Annotated in this window: 17 protein-coding genes and 1 pseudogene; 7 read left to right on the top strand and 11 right to left on the bottom strand. The window is 71.8% G+C overall.

What is annotated here, in order from left to right; genetic code table 11:
* Positions 1 to 79: 79 nt before the first annotated feature.
* Entirely contained in the window at positions 80 to 916 is an 837-nt protein-coding gene (locus tag CA984_RS33915) for an alpha/beta fold hydrolase (protein ID WP_242676323.1), read from the bottom strand.
* Positions 917 to 1,064: 148 nt separating this feature from the next.
* Here CA984_RS33915 and CA984_RS33910 point away from each other — a divergent pair, with 148 nt between their 5' ends.
* Complete coding sequence (locus CA984_RS33910; protein ID WP_086577520.1) at positions 1,065 to 1,712, top strand: TetR/AcrR family transcriptional regulator; 648 nt, start codon at positions 1,065 to 1,067, stop codon at positions 1,710 to 1,712.
* 117 nt (positions 1,713 to 1,829) lie between these two features.
* Here CA984_RS33910 and CA984_RS33905 read toward each other — a convergent pair whose 3' ends face one another.
* A complete protein-coding gene (locus tag CA984_RS33905; protein WP_242676322.1) occupies positions 1,830 to 2,429 on the bottom strand; it encodes a hypothetical protein in 600 nt (199 codons plus the stop codon).
* 239 nt (positions 2,430 to 2,668) lie between these two features.
* Between CA984_RS33905 and CA984_RS33900 the strand changes: the two genes are divergently transcribed.
* The 4 genes from CA984_RS33900 to CA984_RS33885 all read left to right on the top strand — a co-directional run bounded on the left by CA984_RS33900 (position 2,669) and on the right by CA984_RS33885 (position 5,685).
* Positions 2,669 to 3,289, top strand: a complete 621-nt coding sequence (locus CA984_RS33900) for a pentapeptide repeat-containing protein (RefSeq protein WP_086577519.1) — start codon at positions 2,669 to 2,671, stop codon at positions 3,287 to 3,289.
* 112 nt (positions 3,290 to 3,401) lie between these two features.
* Entirely contained in the window at positions 3,402 to 3,941 is a 540-nt protein-coding gene (locus tag CA984_RS33895; protein ID WP_086577518.1) for a DUF4262 domain-containing protein, read from the top strand.
* A gap of 101 nt (positions 3,942 to 4,042) precedes the next feature.
* Positions 4,043 to 4,327 (top strand): hypothetical protein, encoded by a 285-nt coding sequence (locus CA984_RS33890; RefSeq protein WP_086577517.1) that lies wholly within the window; start codon positions 4,043 to 4,045, stop codon positions 4,325 to 4,327.
* Between the two features lie 293 nt (positions 4,328 to 4,620).
* Entirely contained in the window at positions 4,621 to 5,685 is a 1,065-nt protein-coding gene (locus tag CA984_RS33885) for a cobalamin-independent methionine synthase II family protein (RefSeq protein WP_086577516.1), read from the top strand.
* Positions 5,686 to 5,747: 62 nt separating this feature from the next.
* Here CA984_RS33885 and CA984_RS33880 read toward each other — a convergent pair whose 3' ends face one another.
* From CA984_RS33880 to CA984_RS33870, 4 genes and pseudogenes are all read right to left on the bottom strand, one after another.
* On the bottom strand, positions 5,748 to 6,308 hold the full coding sequence (locus CA984_RS33880; RefSeq protein ID WP_086577515.1) for a carboxymuconolactone decarboxylase family protein: 561 nt from the start codon (positions 6,306 to 6,308) through the stop codon (positions 5,748 to 5,750).
* A gap of 235 nt (positions 6,309 to 6,543) precedes the next feature.
* Positions 6,544 to 6,702, bottom strand: coding sequence for an aromatic-ring hydroxylase C-terminal domain-containing protein (locus tag CA984_RS49085; protein WP_341351743.1), 159 nt, complete (start codon positions 6,700 to 6,702; stop codon positions 6,544 to 6,546).
* A 352-nt stretch (positions 6,703 to 7,054) separates the two neighbouring features.
* A pseudogene (locus CA984_RS49080) lies at positions 7,055 to 7,948 on the bottom strand (FAD-dependent monooxygenase); the annotation flags it as partial.
* A gap of 67 nt (positions 7,949 to 8,015) precedes the next feature.
* Positions 8,016 to 9,461 carry an MFS transporter gene (locus tag CA984_RS33870; RefSeq protein WP_086577523.1) on the bottom strand — a complete coding sequence of 482 codons (1,446 nt, stop codon included), beginning with the start codon at positions 9,459 to 9,461 and terminating at the stop codon, positions 8,016 to 8,018.
* Between the two features lie 104 nt (positions 9,462 to 9,565).
* Between CA984_RS33870 and CA984_RS33865 the strand changes: the two genes are divergently transcribed.
* Together CA984_RS33865 and CA984_RS33860 are read left to right on the top strand one after the other, a co-directional pair.
* Positions 9,566 to 9,901, top strand: a complete 336-nt coding sequence (locus CA984_RS33865) for an ArsR/SmtB family transcription factor (protein ID WP_086577513.1) — start codon at positions 9,566 to 9,568, stop codon at positions 9,899 to 9,901.
* A gap of 113 nt (positions 9,902 to 10,014) precedes the next feature.
* Entirely contained in the window at positions 10,015 to 10,443 is a 429-nt protein-coding gene (locus tag CA984_RS33860) for a hypothetical protein (RefSeq protein WP_242676321.1), read from the top strand.
* Here CA984_RS33860 and CA984_RS33855 read toward each other — a convergent pair.
* The 5 genes from CA984_RS33855 to CA984_RS33835 form a co-directional block, all read right to left on the bottom strand.
* On the bottom strand, positions 10,376 to 12,289 hold the full coding sequence (locus CA984_RS33855; RefSeq protein ID WP_086577512.1) for a sensor histidine kinase: 1,914 nt from the start codon (positions 12,287 to 12,289) through the stop codon (positions 10,376 to 10,378). The two genes, CA984_RS33860 and CA984_RS33855, sit on opposite strands and share 68 nt — an antisense overlap.
* Before the next feature lie 60 nt (positions 12,290 to 12,349).
* Positions 12,350 to 13,636 (bottom strand): amidohydrolase family protein, encoded by a 1,287-nt coding sequence (locus CA984_RS33850; RefSeq protein ID WP_207621143.1) that lies wholly within the window; start codon positions 13,634 to 13,636, stop codon positions 12,350 to 12,352.
* A gap of 56 nt (positions 13,637 to 13,692) precedes the next feature.
* A complete protein-coding gene (locus CA984_RS33845) occupies positions 13,693 to 14,511 on the bottom strand; it encodes an energy-coupling factor transporter transmembrane component T family protein (RefSeq protein ID WP_086577511.1) in 819 nt (272 codons plus the stop codon).
* 5 nt (positions 14,512 to 14,516) lie between these two features.
* Positions 14,517 to 15,080, bottom strand: a complete 564-nt coding sequence (locus CA984_RS33840; protein ID WP_086577510.1) for an ECF transporter S component — start codon at positions 15,078 to 15,080, stop codon at positions 14,517 to 14,519.
* Positions 15,077 to 15,847, bottom strand: a 771-nt coding sequence (locus CA984_RS33835; protein WP_165781513.1) for an energy-coupling factor ABC transporter ATP-binding protein, incomplete at its 5' end; no start/stop codon positions are given. The genes CA984_RS33840 and CA984_RS33835, both read right to left, overlap by 4 nt.

The raw sequence follows: 15,847 nt of genomic DNA, 5'->3' as shown, positions 1-15,847 counted from the left end.
GTAGCGTCGCCGGCCGCCGAACGGCGCGGATCGTCTGTCCAGGTGAGCGGCCGGTCCCAGTGGCGGGCAGGAGCCCGGGTCACGCGAAGGCGTCCAGGGACCGGAGGAACTCGCGCACGGCCTCGGCGAAGCCCTCGGGGTCGCCGGTGTGGACGAAGTGGTCGGTCGCCAGCTCGGCGAGGTGGGTGTCCGGGCGCCGCTCGACCATGGCCTGAGCCTGCTCGGCGGGGACGACTCCCTTGGTGCCGCGCACGAAGAGGGCCGGGCACGTGCTGGCCAGCCAGTCCTCCCAGTGGTCACCGTGGACCAGGTCCTCGGAGTCGACCATGTCCTGGGGGTGGAAGGGCAGGCGCCAGGTGCCGTCGGGGTTCTCGCGCAGGGCGTCGCCGAAGAAGGGGGCGGCCTGGCCGAGCCCCTCGATCAGCGCCTCCCGCGTCAGCGCCTCGTACGGCAGGGCGAGCACGAAGGCCAGCGGGTTGGGGCCGTGGAGCCCGAGCGAGACCGCCCCTTCGGCGTTGACGAGGGCGCTGACCCGCTCGGGGTGGCGGGCGGCGAGCTGGTAGGCGTTGATGGCGCCGAGCGAGTGTCCCAGGACCACGGCCCGGTCGAGGCCGAGGTGGTCGAGCAGGGCGACGACGTCGGCGATGTAGCCCTCCCTGGAGTAGTCGGCCGCCCGGTCCGATTCACCGTGGCCGCGCTGGTCGGGGGCGACGACCCGCCACTCGGGGGCCAGCGCGGCGGCCAGGTCGGCGAAACCCGCCCCTTCGGACATGTGGCCGTGCAGGGCGACGAGAGGACGGCCGGTGCCGCCGAAGTCGAGGTAAGAGAGCCGGCGACCGTCGATGTCCAGCTCGGCGCGGACAGGGGTGATCGTCTCGGCGGTGGTGTCCTGGCTCATGTCTGCCTCTTTCGTCACGTTCGCGTTCCTTGCTTGGCATGAACGGTACCGAAGATTTGCGCATTTGCGCAATGCATATGCACAAGTCGTACGCGTAAGTCGTATGTGTAAGACGTTCGTGCTAAAACTGGGTGACGCGGCAGGCGGGCGAAGTACCATCCCCGGTATGGGAAATCGTGAGGATCTGCTCGCCGGCGCCAGGCGCTGCCTGGAGGAGAAGGGGTGGGCACGGACGACCGTCCGTGACATCTCGGCCGCCTCCGGAGGGGTCAGCATGGCTGCCATCGGCTACCACTTCGGCTCCCGGGAGGCGCTGCTGAACGCGGCACTCATCCAGGCGATCGACGAATGGGGCACCGAGGCCGGGCGCACGCTGGCCGCCTACGGTGACCCCGACTCCACTCCGGCGGAGCAGTACGAGGCCATGTGGTCGCGGATGATCGAGTCGTTCACCGCGCACCGGAAGCTCTGGCTCGCCAGCGTCGAGGCGCTCCTGCAGGCCGAGCACTCCCCCGAGCTGCGGGAGTATCTGGCCGGTTCCCAGAAGGAGGGGCGCCGCGGACTGGCGGCGACGTTGCGGGGCGTCCCGGAGGACGAGCTCCAGGACTCCACCGTGCGCACCCTCGGCTCGGTGCAGATGGCGCTGCTCTCCGGCGTGATGGTTCAGTGGCTGACCGACCCCGAGTGGTCGCCGTCCGGGCCCGAGGTGCTGGAGGGACTGCGGGCCATCGTGGCGGCCATCGGGCCGGCCGGGGGGAAGCGGACCGCGGATGAGGAAAGGACCGGCTCCCTCGCCGTCGACGGCTGCGGCTGATTACAAGAAGCCTCATACCGGCCGTCCTGGTTCCGGCGGGACCACCGGCGTCCCGGATTCACCAGGGGCGTAGCCGCTTTCACCGGGAGCGCAGCCGTACCGTCGTGGCCGGTGAGGTCAGCCGGCGCCGGGGACGGCGATCTCCCGCTCCTTGAAGTCGTAGCCGTTCCTGGCGGCGTTCTGCCGCAGGGCGTCGATGGCGTTCTTGCCGGCGGCGAGGTCGGCCTCGGTGGCCGTGCCGTTCTTCAGCTTGCCGGTGAGTTGGGAGAAGCTGTCGCTGACCGCCTGGACGCCCTTGCACAGCGTCGGGTTGGCCTCGGCGAAGCGCTTGGCGACTTTCAGCTCGTGGAGGGCGAAGGCGCCGGCCACGGCCGCCTTCACGAAAGTGCGCTTGCGCTTTTCCGCTCCGGCTTTGAAGCCGCCGCTCCGCAGGGGCTTGTAGATGTAGCGGTAGAACGCCCCCAGCGCGAGGCCCGCGTGCAACGCGAAGCGCGTCTTGGCGAACCGCTTGGTGTTGCCCGTGGCCGGGCATTCCTCACTGCTCTCCGGGACGGCGCCCGCCGCCGGTGGGACGCTCGCAGCCCCGGGATGCGTGGGCGCCGCGGCCGGGGGCGCCGCCGGAGCGGTCTGCCTGGCGTCCCCGCAGCCGCCGATCAGCGTTACCGCCAGCATGACCGCCACCGGGACGGCGGCGAACCGAGCTCTCCGTGCAGACATCTCTTCCCCCATGGAACTTTCACGACGCGACGATCTACCCCCTCTCCGTTCCCTCCGTAGTCGTGTCGACACACTTCGTGACAGCGGCAGGTCCGGCACGGTGCCGGTGACGCGGCGCACCCGGCCGGGGGCGTCACCGGCGACCGGGGGTACTACGGTGACAGGGCCGGCTCGCCGCCCCGGACGGACGGGGACGCGAGGCGGCGACCTCCATCCCGGCACGGAAGGCATGATGAGTGATGGCTGAGCGCAAGTACGGCGAGCCTGCGCCCGAGACCCACACGACCATCCGGTCCGCGGACTGGGACAGCGAGGACCTGTCCGGCCAGAACCACGAACGGGTCGCCTTCGTCAACGTGGACATGACCGAGGCGTCGAGCCGGGGCGCGGTCTTCCACGAGTGCACCTTCAGCGGGGTCCGGTTCAACGCGTCGGTGCACTCCGACACCGCGTTCACGAACTGCACCTTCAAACGGTGCTCGTTCTTCGACGCCGCCTTCACCGGCTGCAAGTTCGTCGGCAGCGTGTTCGACGACTGCAGCTTCGACCTTCTCAAGGTCGAGGGCGGCGACTGGTCGTTCGTCGGGCTTCCGGGGGCCGACCTGCACAGCGCCTCCTTCCGGGACGTGCGGATGCGCGAGGCCGACCTCACCGGTGCGCGCGGCGCGGGGGTCACGCTACGGGGGGTCGACCTGTCGGGCGCCTCGCTCCACAGTGCCGACCTCTCCCGCGGCGATCTGCGCGGGAGCGACCTGTCCTCCCTGGACCCCCGCGTCGTCAAGCTGAAGGACGCGGTGATCGACATCCCGCAGGCCGTGACGATCGCCACCCTCCTGGGCCTGCAGGTGCGCTCCGACTGAGCCGGCCGGGGCGCCGCGCCTTCCGGCGGCGACCGGCGCACCGGACCCGTCACCGCAGCGGGAGGGCGGGCCCGGCGGTCCCCCTCACAGCCGTGCCACTACGCTCGATACCATGTTCGACCAGCCTGTATGCCACTGTCTCCTGTGCGTCGAGCGCGACGTGGAGCTCGACGAGGCCGACCTCAGCACGATGCGGCACGTCCGGGAACGCGGCTGGGGAATCATCATGATCCCGGAGGACGAGGACGGGCCCGGGTGGGCGTTCACCGTCGGCCTGTGGCACACGTTCCGCTCGCCCGAGGCGGCGATGTTCGGGCTCCGGGTCGAGGTGATGAAGAACTGCCTGAACACCCTGGCCGACGGGATCGCCGCCGGCCGCCATCTCGTCGCCGACCAGGCACGGGACGACGTCATCAGGAACTACTCCGTCGTCACGAAGACCGTGGACACGAGCTGGTACCGATCGCTGTTCGGCATGGCCCTGCACTTCTACCAGGAGCCTCCGCTGCCCTTCATGGAGGTCGTCTGGCCCGACGCCGGCGGCCGGTATCCCTGGGAACCCGGAGCGGCGCCGAGGCTGCGTGAGCTCCAGCCGTCGCTGTGGATCCCCAAGGACGACCACGCCCCGGGCCCCTGGACGAAACTGCCGTGAAGCATGTCCGGGCCGCCCCGGGCGGGGGACTCGCCCTCGCGCCGGAGCGCGCCGGAGGATACTGTCGGCACCGGGTTTGCCGATGATCCGGAAGAGGAACCATGGCGGCGGAGTTCGAGCTCGGCGATTACATCCTGGTGCAGGACGGCAGGACTTTCGAGGTCTTCCACCGGACGTTGTCGGAGAGCAGGCGATACCACGTGGCGTTTCTCGGGGTGGACGTAAAGCCGCGTGGTGACGAGTTCAGGGTCCGCCTCGGTGCCAGGGTCGGCGACGACCAGATCGTCGGCGGGGTACGGCTGAGCATGGACCAGGAGCAGTTCGCGCGTTTCCGTGAGTTCATGGCTCTGGCGATCGCGGCCCGCGACCGCACCGGCACCCCGTAGACCGGGCCGTTCGACCCGGCCGCCGCCGGGGCCGGCGTGCGCGGGCTGAGCACCGGACGGCCCGGCCGCGCCGCAGGCTAGAGCCGTGACGCCGAGCCGACCACACAGCAGGCCGGAGCCATGACACCGAGCCGACCGCACAGCAGGCCGGAGCCATGACACCGAGCCGACCACACAGCAGGCCGGAGCCGTCGCGCGTCCCGCCGGATCCACCTCCGTGAAACCTGATTCCGGGGAGCACTTCATATCCGTAAGTGATTGATAAGACACAGATCGTTATCTACGATCCCGGCATGGACATCCCTACCGAACCGATCGGCAGCATCCCCCGTCCCCCCGCGCTGCTGGCCGCGCTGACCGACCACGCCGCAGGCCGGATCAGTGACGCCGAGCTGGCCGCGCGGCAGGCCGGAGCCGTCGCCGACACCATCACGCGACTGGAGCAGCTCGGCTGCCCGGTCCTCGTCGACGGCGAGCAGTCCAAACCCAGCTTCGTCACCTATCCGATCGCCGGGCTGGACGACCTCAGTCCCGACGGGGCGGTCATCCCGTTCGCCGACGGGCACACCCGGCAGTTGCCGCACCTGACCTCCGGCCCGTTCCGCTACCGCGTCCACGCCGCGGAGTATCTGAAGGAGGCCCGGCGCCATACCCGCCTGCCGGTCAAGCAGGCGGTCATCGCCCCGTCGGCGCTGAGCCTGCTCTATCCGGCCGCCGGCATCGCCGGCTACCCCCGCAAGGTCTTCCTGGACGATCTGATCGCCGAGGCCGAGGCCGACATCCGCGGCTGCCTGGACGCGGGCGCGCACGCCGTACAGCTGGACTTCACCGAGGGACGGCTGTCGCTCAAGCTCGATCCCAGCGGGGGGCTGCTGGAAGACTTCATCACCCTCAACAACCAGGTGCTGGAGCGCTTCAGCACGGCCGAGCGGGCCCGGATCGGCGTGCACACCTGCCCCGGCGGCGACCAGGACTCCACCCACAGCGCCGACGTCGACTACGGCGGCCTGCTGCCGCAGCTCCTCCGGCTGCAGGCCGGAAACTTCTACATCCAGCTGGCCGGCGAGCCCGACCCGGCCCGGGTGCTGGAGATCATCGGCGCCCACCTGCGCCCGGGGACCAGGGTCTTCATCGGGGTGACCGATCCGATCGACCCCGAGGTGGAGACCCCCGAGCAGGTGCGTGACCGAGTGCTGCGGGCTGCCCGCCACATCCCGGTCGAGCAGCTGGGCACCTGCGACGACTGCGGGTTCTCCCCGTTCGCCGACGACACCTCCACCTCCCGCGAGGTCGCCTTCGCCAAGATCGCCGCCCGGATACGGGGGACCGCGCTCGCCTCCGAGGCCCTGGGCGTCTGACGCGCAGGTCCCTACCGCCCCTGTTCCTCCTTCCATGAGGGGAGGAACAGGGAGCGGGCGCCTCAGCCCTGGGGCTCCGCGACGGGCGAGGCGGCCGTGTAGCCGTGCGCGATGATCCGGTCGACCGCCGCCGCGTAGGCCGCCGGGTCGTCGGGCGCGAACGTGGCCAGGCCGTCGACGTACCGGTTGACCATGCAGGACGCCGCGGCGACCAGCACCGTGTCATGGATCTCCATGTCCGTCGCGCCCTCCGCCCGGGCCGCGGCGATGTGATGGTCGCCGACCTGCCGGCCGCCCTGCTGGACCGCGGCCGCGATGCCCAGCAGGGCCTTCATCCTGGCCGAGATGGGTGCGCTGTCCGGATCGGCGTGCACCTGCTCCACCAGCGTCATCCCCTCCGGCAGCTGCGCGGCGGCGAAGGCCGCGTGTGCGGAGGTGCAGTACCGGCACTCGTTCAGCCCCGACACGTACGTCGTGATCAGCTCGCGCTCCCCGCGCGACAGGGGGCTCTCCCCGCGGAGCAGCACCTCGGCCAGAGCGTTCAGCGGGCGGGCCGTCTCCGGGCGGAACCTCAGCAGTCCGCGGATCCCCGGCTCGTCGGAGTTCAACGTGATGTGTGGCATGAACGCTCCTTTATGACCATGACGGAGGAGAAGTGTCCTTGCAGCCTCGATGGAAGATCCATCCGGCAGTCACTCACGATCGCCGGACCGCCGTCCGCCGTCAATGGCCGATTCCCGCCGAAGGTCCCACCGCCGAACACCAGCCCCTCCCGCCACCGCACATCGGAGCGTCCCGCCGCCGAACACCAGGCCCTCCCGCCACCGCACATCGGTGAGCAACCGGCCCCGGCACGGCTCAGCCGGGCTCCCCGAACCAGCGGCGGAGTGCGGTCCGGAGGGTGGCGGCGTCACCGGGGAGACCCCAGGCGACGTAGCCGTCGGGCCGGATGAGCTGCGGCTCGCACCGCGCCGCCCGTACGGTGTCCACCCGGCCTCCCGCCGCCCGAGCCCCCATCACCCGGACCACCGCCGGCCGAGCCGTCGTCGAGGGGGCACAGAAACAAGGGTCTGCCCGCGCGGAGCAGTTCCACCAGGGGGACGTCGCCGTCGGCGGTCCTGAGCTCGGTGTCCGGGGCGAGCCGGCCGGCGCCGGGGTGGCCGACGTCGTAGGCCGTGGCGGTGCCGCTGATCATGGCGCTGAGGTGGTCGTTGACCTGGTCCAGCCGCATGAGCTCGGCGAACAGCTCCCGCAGGGGATCGACTCCGGGGGCGGGGTCGGCCAGGGCGGTCTGCGCGCGGACGTTCCACAGGACCCGCGCCGCCACCGGGTGCCGCTCGCCGTGGTAGGTGTCGAGCAGCCCGTCCGGAGCCCACCCCCGCACCTGGGCGGCGAGCTTCCAGCCCAGGTTCATGGCGTCCTCCATCCCGGTGTTGAGCCCCTGCCCGCCCCAGGGGAAGTGCACGTGGGCGGCGTCCCCGGCGACGAGCACGCGCCCCCGGCGGTAGGTCTCGGCTTGGAGCGCCGCGTCGCCGTACCGGGTCAGGCCGCGCGGTTCGGCCATCCGCACCGGCCGGCCGGCGATGTGCTCGACCACGCTCCGCAGTTCCTCCGGGGACACCGGCGCCTCCCGGTCGGCGTGCGGGCCGCGGAAGTCGTAGGTGCTGATCCGGCTGTGGCCGTGCGTGCCGCCGCCCCAGACCAGGAGCCAGCCGCGCGGGGTGCGGTGCCAGCCGCCGGGGAGGGGGTCCAGCAGGCGGACGTCGCCCATCAGCGCGGCGACGCCCGCCGGGGTGCCGGTGAACGGGATGCCCGCCAGCTTGCGCACGGCGCTGCGGGCTCCGTCGGCGCCGACGACGTAGCGGGCGGTCAGCTCGTACGGCCCAGCGGGCCCCTCCACGGTCAGCGTGACGTGATCGGCGTCCTGGGTGAGGCCGGTGACCTCGTGCCCCCGCCGGATCTCCGCGCCCAGGCCGGTGGCGCGGTCGGCGAACACCTGCTCGGCCCACGCCTGCGGGCTGCCGACGATGCTGGGCCCCTCTCCGGCCACCGGGCCGAGATCCAGCTCGAACATGCCGGAGAAGTGAAAGCGCACGCCGCCGTAGGAGGACCGTCCCACCGCGTCGAGCAGGCCCCGGCGGTTCAGGCTCTGGGCGGTCCTGGCGTGCAGTGTGCCGGCCTTGGACTCCCCCGTCGGCGCGGGAAGGCGTTCCAGGACCAGCGGCCGGACGCCCTGGAGGGCCAGCTCCGCGGCGAGCAGCATGCCGACCGGGCCACCGCCGGCCACCGCGACGTCGAAGCTCGGAACGTCGGATGTCATGGGGACCTCCTCAGGCGTCCACGCGCGCGGGACGGGGCTCTGCCGCCTGGCGGCGCCGGAAGGTCAGGGCCAGGAAGGCGCTCAGCAGGATACCCGCGGCAGCGACGTGGATCGCGGCCCGCAGACCGCCGGTGATCTCGCCGGACAGGGCCTCGCCCGCCAGGCCGGTGACGTCCCGGCCGGCGACCGCGACGAGTACGGCCAAGCCGAGCGCGGTCCCGACCTGCAGGGCGGTGGACGCCATGCCGGAGGCGACCCCCTGCTCTCCGGCCGCGACCCCGGAGGCGGCCGCGATCCACATCCCGGTCCAGGTCAAGCCCTGGCCGAACCCCATGACGACGATGCCGGGCAGCACGTTCCAGTAGGAGCCGCCCGCGCTCATGCCTGTGGCGAGCAGGGCGGTGCCGGCTGCGCCGGTGACGATGCCGGTGAGCAGGGTCAGGCGCATCCCGGTCCGGGTGGCCATCCGCTCGCCGATCTGGGTGCCGGCGGCGATCATGAGGGACGGCACGAGGAAGGCCGCCCCGGTCATGAGCGGGCTGTAGCCGTGGATGCTCTGGAAGTAGAGGGTCATGAAGTACGGCACGGCGTTGAGCGTGGCCCCGAAGATCAGGGTGATGGCCATCGATCCGCTCAGGCTGCGGTTGCCCAGCAGGCGCAGCGGCATGAGGGGGTCACGGCTACGGGCCTCGATGACGAGGAAGGCCGCCAGCAGCACGGCGGCGAGTGTGAAGCCCGCCAGGATGACCGGCGAGGTCCAGCCGGACTCGGGGCCCTGGATGAGCGCGAAGGCCAGCAGGGTGACCCCGGCGGTGACGGTCACCGCGCCGGGCAGGTCGAAACTGCGGCCCCGCTGCCGCGCGCCGTCCGCGGGGATGAGCGTGTAGGCCAGCAGCGCTCCGGCGCCGGCGAGCGGGACGTTGACGTAGAACACCGCCTCCCAGCCGAAGGCATCGGTGAGCAGGCCGCCCAGCAGCGAGCCCAGGCACAGGCCGCTGGCCCCGGCACCGCTCCAGATCGCCAGCGCCCGGTTCCGTTCGGGACCTTCGGCGAACAGGGTGTTGACCAGCGACAGGGTGGCGGGGAAGAGCAGTGCCCCGCCGAGCCCCTGCACCGCGCGGGCGGCGACCAGCAGGCCGGAGCTCTCGGCGAGCCCGCCGACCAGCGAGGAGACCGCGTACAGCAGCAGGGCCGTGACGAACAGCCGCCGGCGTCCCAGCAGGTCGGCCGCCCGCCCGCCGAGCAGCAGGAAGCCTCCGTAGGTGACCGCGTAGGCGCTGGTCACCCACTGCAGCGTGTGGGTGGAGAAGCCGAGGTCCCGGCCGATCTCGGGGAGGGCGACGAAGACGATGTTGAAATCGAGCGCGGTGATGAGCTGGGCGAAGGCCAGCAGGGCCAGGGTCCAGCCGACATGGCGGCGCCGGGTGAGCGGCTGGGACGGGGAGGGAGACGGCATGACCACCTTCATATTGTTCGAGAAATACGAACAGTTTGACTGTTCGGGATACTCGTACAAAGCGGGCCGCGCCGTCAAGTTCGACTCTTCCGTACAATCGCCCCATGACCGCCCTTCACCCGTCCAGCGAGCAGTTCCAGCTCGAAGCGGTGCTGGCCGCGCTCGGCCACCCGATCCGGGCGTCGATCGTGCGGGCCCTGTCCTCCGGTGAGGAGAGGTTCTGCGGCGCGATAGTCCCCGACGTGCCCAAATCGACCCTCACCCACCACTGGCGGGTGCTGCGCGAGAGCGGCGTCATCCGGCAGCGCCCCTCCGGCCGCAAGCTCTACCTCACCCTTCGCCGCGACGACCTCGACGCCCGCTTCCCCGGTCTCCTCGACCTGCTGCTGTCCGACGAGACCTTCGGGAGGACGGCCTGGCACGTCGCCTCCACCGGCTGAGCGCCCGCCACCGTCCCGGCAGCCGGCGAAAACGTGAGCCAGCCGGAAAAAGGGTGAAACAGAAGCGCGGGTCCGGACAGGTGTAGGTGACGAGTCCCCTCCGGAAGGGAGCAGTGTGGGCCCTGTGGCCCTTCCAGAGCGTGGAGGTGATCGCGGCCGTCCAGCACGCGATGGGCCTCGGGACCGGCCTGATGATCTATGCCCTGCTCCGCCGCAGGTCGCTGCCCGCCTGGGGTGCGGCCCTGGCCGCCGTGGCCGTCCTGGTCGCCTACCAGTATCCGGCGTACCTGCGCGGCCCGCTGCTCGGCGCGATCCTGCTGGTGGGGGCGGCGGGCGCGGTGCTGCGGCGGCGTGCCGCGCTGCTGCCGTGGGCGGTCGCGGCGGCGCTGCTGGTCGGCCCGGTGGCGGTGCTGGACTTCGACCACCGGTACGTCCTGCCGGTGGTCCCGGTCGCCTGTCTGGCCGCCGCACTGGCTATTCGAGAGCTCGTACGGCCGGCACCCCCTCCGGCTCGGGCTCGGCGAGCACGGTCTGCGGGATGAGCACGACCGCCGTGGTGCCCCCGAAGGGCGAGCGGCTCAGCGTGACCTTGACGCCGTGACGGGCGGCGAGCTGGCTCACCACGAACAGGCCGAGCTGCTCGCTGTCGGCCACGTCGAACTCCGGCGGGGTGGCGAGACGCTCGTTGATCTCCTCGCGCTCCACGTCCTGCAGGCCGAGACCCCGGTCCTCGATCTCGATCACGTAGCCCCGCCCGACGATCTCCCCCTGGACGCGCACCGGGGTGTTCGGCGGCGAGAAGACGGTCGCGTTCTCCAGCAGCTCGGCGAGCAGGTGGGTGACGTCGGCGGTGGCGGAGCCGGTCAGCCTGGCCTCCGGCAGGGGAGGGACGATGATCCGCCGGTAGTCCTCGACCTCGGCCACGGCCGCGCGGACCACGTCCATGAGGGTGACAGGGGTGCGCCAGGTGCGGCCGGCCGTGGCGCCGGAGAGGATGACCAGGCCCTCCGACTGCCGCCGCATGCGGGTGGTGAGGTGGTCGAGCCGGTAGAGGTCCTCCAGCGCTCCCGGCTCGCTGGTCTTGCGCTGCATCGCGTCGAGCTGGGCGAGCTGGCGGTGGACCAGCGACTGGTTGCGCCGGGCCAGGTTGCGGAAGACCCGGTTGAATCCCTGCCGGAGCCGGGCCTCGCCGACGGCGGCCTCGACAGCCGTGCGCTGCACGGTGGAGAACGCCCGGCCGACGTCGGTGATCTCCAGGGTGGTGCCGGTCGTGGGGATGGGCGGCGCCTCGGCCTCCACGTCCACGGACTCGCCCTTGCGGAGCCGCTCGACGACCTGCGGCAGCCGTACCTCGGCCAGGTCCATGGCGGCCAGGCGCAGGTCGCCCAGCTCCTCCGCGAGCCCCCGGCCGAGCCTGGCGGACAGGATCACCGCGCCCAGGATCGCGGCGAGGCCGAGGCCGCCCGCGATGACGATCTGCATGATGATCCAGCCCGCCGCGTCGTCGGCGCGGTCGTTCAGCAGCTTGGCCCGTGTGACCAGGAGCTGGTCCATCTCGCCGCCGACCTCGGCGGCGGCGAGATGCCAGGCGCTCCGGTCCCGGGGGAGCCGCGAGGTCTCGATGATCTCCTTTTCGAGCTCGGTGACCCGTCCGTGGCGGGGGGAGCTGAGAAGCTCCTCGAAGGGGCCGCGCAGCTCGCCGTCCAGCACCGCCATGCCCTCGCTGAACAGCAGCCACCGGTTCGGCGCGATCACCTCGATCGCCTCGTACTCGTCGTGGGTCAGCGCGCCGGCGAGGGCCGCGCTGGAGATCAGCGAGTCCTCCCTGGCCATGAGGTCGCGTGCGTGGGCGATCCGCTGGAGCCCGATGGCCTGCTGGTAGAGCTCGATCTCCGGCACGGTGATGAGCTTGTCCTGGAGCCGGTAGACCGCGTCGGTGATGCGGCTGAACGCCTGGACGACCTGGAGCCGGTTGGCCGTGCGCCCGTCGACGTCCCTGCGGATGGAGCGCAGCCTGCCTATCTCGCCGATGACCCGGTTGACCGCCTCGCCCAGTTCCGGGGTGGTGATCGTCGTGGACTCCAGCGAGGTGGCGCGCAGGCGGAAGGCGGCGGCCGCCTTGTTGGTCAGGTCTCGGACCTGGGCCAGCTCCTCGGGCTGGGAGGTGGCCTTGCTCAGCGCGACGGCCGAGAGCTTGCGCTCGTTCTGCACCTCGGTGGCCAGGGCGACGGCGGGCGCCGATATCTGCTCATACAGCGCGGTGGCCTGGCGCAGCTCGAAGAAGTCCCCGACAACGTAGCCGGTGACGAACGTCCACAGTGCGATGAGCGCCACGATCGGGAGGCTGAGCAGCGCGTACAGCTTGAAGCGAATGGTCCGGGATGCCATGACTCCATGCCTGCAATATCGATGTCCGCAATATCGACAAATAGCGCTAAAGATCGGAGATTAACACCCAACAGCAGCCGCTGTCTGGTGATCCCACATCATCTGGCCTCCGATGACCGTCGCGACGCAACGCCCCGGCCCCTCCTCGATCAGGACCCGGTACGGCTCCCGCCCCACGGAGACGTCGAAGACCGCGAAGTCGGCCGGGCCGCCGGGGGCGAGGCCGCCGGCGATCCCCAGGGCGCGGGCCCCGCCCAGCGTCGCGGCCTCCACCAGCCGCCGGTCCAGGTCGGCGGCCCGGTAGCCCTGCCGTACCGCCAGATCGCGCAGCACCGCCACGTCCGCCAGCACGTCCAGCGACGGCGAGGAGGACAGCGAGTCGGTGCCGACCGCGATGGGGTTGCCCTCGGTGAGCAGCGCGGCCACGTCCGGCCCCTCCATGCCGACCGTCCGGTTGGAGCGGGGGCAGAGCGCGACGGCGGTGCCGCGCGCGCGGAGCAGGGCGCGGTCGTCGGCGTCGAGGTGGACGCCGTGCGCGACATGGCACTCCGGCCCGAGCACGCCCAGCCCGTCCAGGAACGCGGTGGGCCCGAGACCGGTGCCGCCCTCGCGCAGGATGGCGAAGTCGAACTCCAGCTCCCTGACCATCCGGGCCAGCGGCCCGGTGCCGGAGACCGTGTACTCCCGCTCGTGCGCGCCCTCGGCGAGGTGGATGTGCCGGCGCAGCCCCCGGGAGCGGGCCAGCTCCGCCACGTCCCTCAGCGCCCCGGTGTCGAGGGTGTACGGCGCGTGCGGGGAGACCCCCACCGGCGGGCCCGTCGCGTCGAGCATGGCCAGGAGCCGCTCCCGCCCCGACTCCGCCCAGCTCGCGTCGGTGTCGCCAAGGGTCTCCAGGTACGGCAGGCCGCCCAGGCCCGCCTCCCGCAGCGCCCCGGCCGCCGGGAGGTCGGTGACGACGTCGGCGGCCGAGGTGGTCCCCGACCGCAGCGCCTGCCGGGCGCCGTCGCGGGCGCTGGCCGCCCAGTCGATCGCGGAGCCGCAGTAGACCTCGTCGAAGGCCGTGGACCACTCCTCGAAGGAGGCGTGAACGCGCTGCCCCACCTCGGCCATGTGCGTGTACTGCAGGTGGGTGTGGGCGTTGACCAGCCCGGCGACGATCATCCCGTCCCAGCGGGTCTCCCCCAGGCACGGCCACGCGGTCAGGATCTCCGCGCGTGGGCCGAGCGCGGCGACGCGGCCCCGCCGTACGACCAGGGCGCCGTCACGGACGGGGGGCGCGCTGACCGGCAGGATCAGCGGCGCGGAGTGGATCATGGCGTCCCCCTCCCGGAAATCCTGGCCGGTCACGGTGCCCACCCCCTCCGGAAGTCCTGACCGGTCACGCCTCCGGAAGTCCTGACCGGTCACGGAGCCCACACCTCGCCGAACGGCCCGAAGAACTTGGCGGCGGTCATCACCGCGGCGAGCGCCAGGAACCCGCCCATGACGAGGTAGTCGGTGCGGCCGAAGGCCAGCTCGCGCATCCAGGTGCGGTGCTTGGCGCCGAAGCCACGCAGGTCCATGGCGTTGGCGGTGTCCTCGGCGTCGATCAGCGCGTTCACCGTCACCGGGACGACGACGGGCTTCAGCGAGGCGAGCTTTCTGAACGGGTCGCGGCTGCGGCTGTGCTCGTAGCCGCGGACCCGCTGGGCGTCGATGGTCTCGCGGAGCGCGGCGACCGTGGACGGCAGGAACCGGAACGTCAGGTCCACACCGTAGGCGAGCCGCTGGGACAGGCGGAGACGGGCGAGGGCCACGCCGAGGTCAGACGGGGCGATCGCGAAGGCCACCGGGAAGCTCACCATGGCCAGGGAGGCGTAGCGGATCAGCAGGGTCGACGCGTACGACAGCGTCGCCCAGGTGACCTGCGTCCCGGTGAGCGGGATGGCGAACAGCGCCTCGCCGGCCCCCACGCGGGTGTCCGCCGCGGTGAAGACGCTGTTCACCACCACCAGCAGCGTGGTGAAGGTCAGCATGAAGACCCAGTTGGCCCTGACCCCGCGCCACGGGATGCCCGCGGCGCGGTAGTACACCAGGGCGATCGCGGCGCACACGAGCATGCCGCGGAGGTCGGCGACGTTCGCCACCGCCACGAAATAGAGCACGGGGACCAGCAGGAGCACGCGCGGGTCACGTCGCGCGAGGAAGGAACCCGCGCCCAGATAGCGTGGCGTGACGTCCATCGGCCCTACAGTCCCGCGCGCTTGGCGAGCGGCTCCCAGGCGGCGTCCAGCGCCGGGACGAGGATGACGACCGCGATGCCGTTGGCCAGCAGCGCCGGGAGGTAGTTCAGGAAGAGGAAGGTGTTGAAGTCGATCCCCAGGATCCAGAGGTCGGTGATGATGAACAGCAGGCCGAGCGCGGTCGCGGTGAGCGCGCCGAGCGCGGTGACGATGTGGCGGAGCGCCTCGCTGGAGATCGGCGGGATCACGGTGAAGATCAGCGCGGCGAACGCGCCGACCAGGCCGTTGGCGACGCTCCAGTTCCACCAGATCAGGCCGGCGCCCTGGATGAGGTCGATGACGACGTTCCCGACGAAGCCGACGAAGAATCCGGTGATGACGCCGAACCGCTTGCCGAAGAACGGCACCAGCGCGACCGCGGGCCGGACGGTGACGCTCTGGGTGCCGGGGATGAGGAAGCTGAACAGGCCGAGCACGGCGTAGAGGGCCGCGCCGACGGCGCCGAACACGACCGTCCTGGAGTCGATCGTCCACGGGGAGTGGCGCGGCGACAGTGCCTCGGTACTCATGAAGGGTGGGTTCCTTCCGGGTGGGGGATGAGACGCGCGAGGTCGAACGGGTGGGGAATCCCTCCCGCGCCGTGAACGTGGTCGCGGATGGCCCGGACCAGGCTGGTCTGCCGGAGCCCCGCGCGGGACCAGACGTCCGCGTCGCGGGCCAGTTCGGCGGCCGGCGCGTCGGCGACGACCCGGCCCCCGTCGACGACGATGATCCGGTCGGCCGAGGTCAGCGCCAGATCGACGTCGTGGGTGATGAAGTAGACGCTCTCGGAGGCGGCCATGACCTGCGCCATGAACCGCGTGGTGGCGTGCAGGTCCTGGCCGGCGGTGGGCTCGTCGAGGATGAGCGTGCGCGGCCGCATGGCCAGGGCCAGGGCGACGGTGAGGCGGCGCTGCTGGCCGAAGGAGAGCGTGCGCGGCGAGCGGTCCATGATGTCGGCCTCGCCGTCGAGGAGCATCGCGCGCAGCGCGTCCTCCGAGACCCGCCGGATCTCGTCGGCCGGCCAGCCGAGGTTGCGCGGACCGAAGGCCAGCTCGTCGCCGACCGTCGCGCAGAACAGCGCCTGGCCTGGATTCTGGAAGACGTATCCGAAGGTGGTCGCCAGCTCCAGGGTCGAACGCTCGGTGACCGGCGCGCCGTCCACGTGGACGGCGCCGCGCAGCGGTTCGAGGAGCCGTACGGCGGCGCGCAGCAGCGTGGACTTCCCCGCCCCGTTCCGTCCGAGGACCGCGACCCGCTCCCCGGCGCCGAGCGCCAGGTCCACGCCGTCCAGCAC

It is taken from the genome of Streptosporangium minutum, assembly GCF_002149035.1.
GTDB classification, from domain to species: Bacteria; Actinomycetota; Actinomycetes; order Streptosporangiales; family Streptosporangiaceae; genus Streptosporangium; species Streptosporangium minutum.
This window is presented reverse-complemented; position numbering and strand designations above follow the sequence as displayed.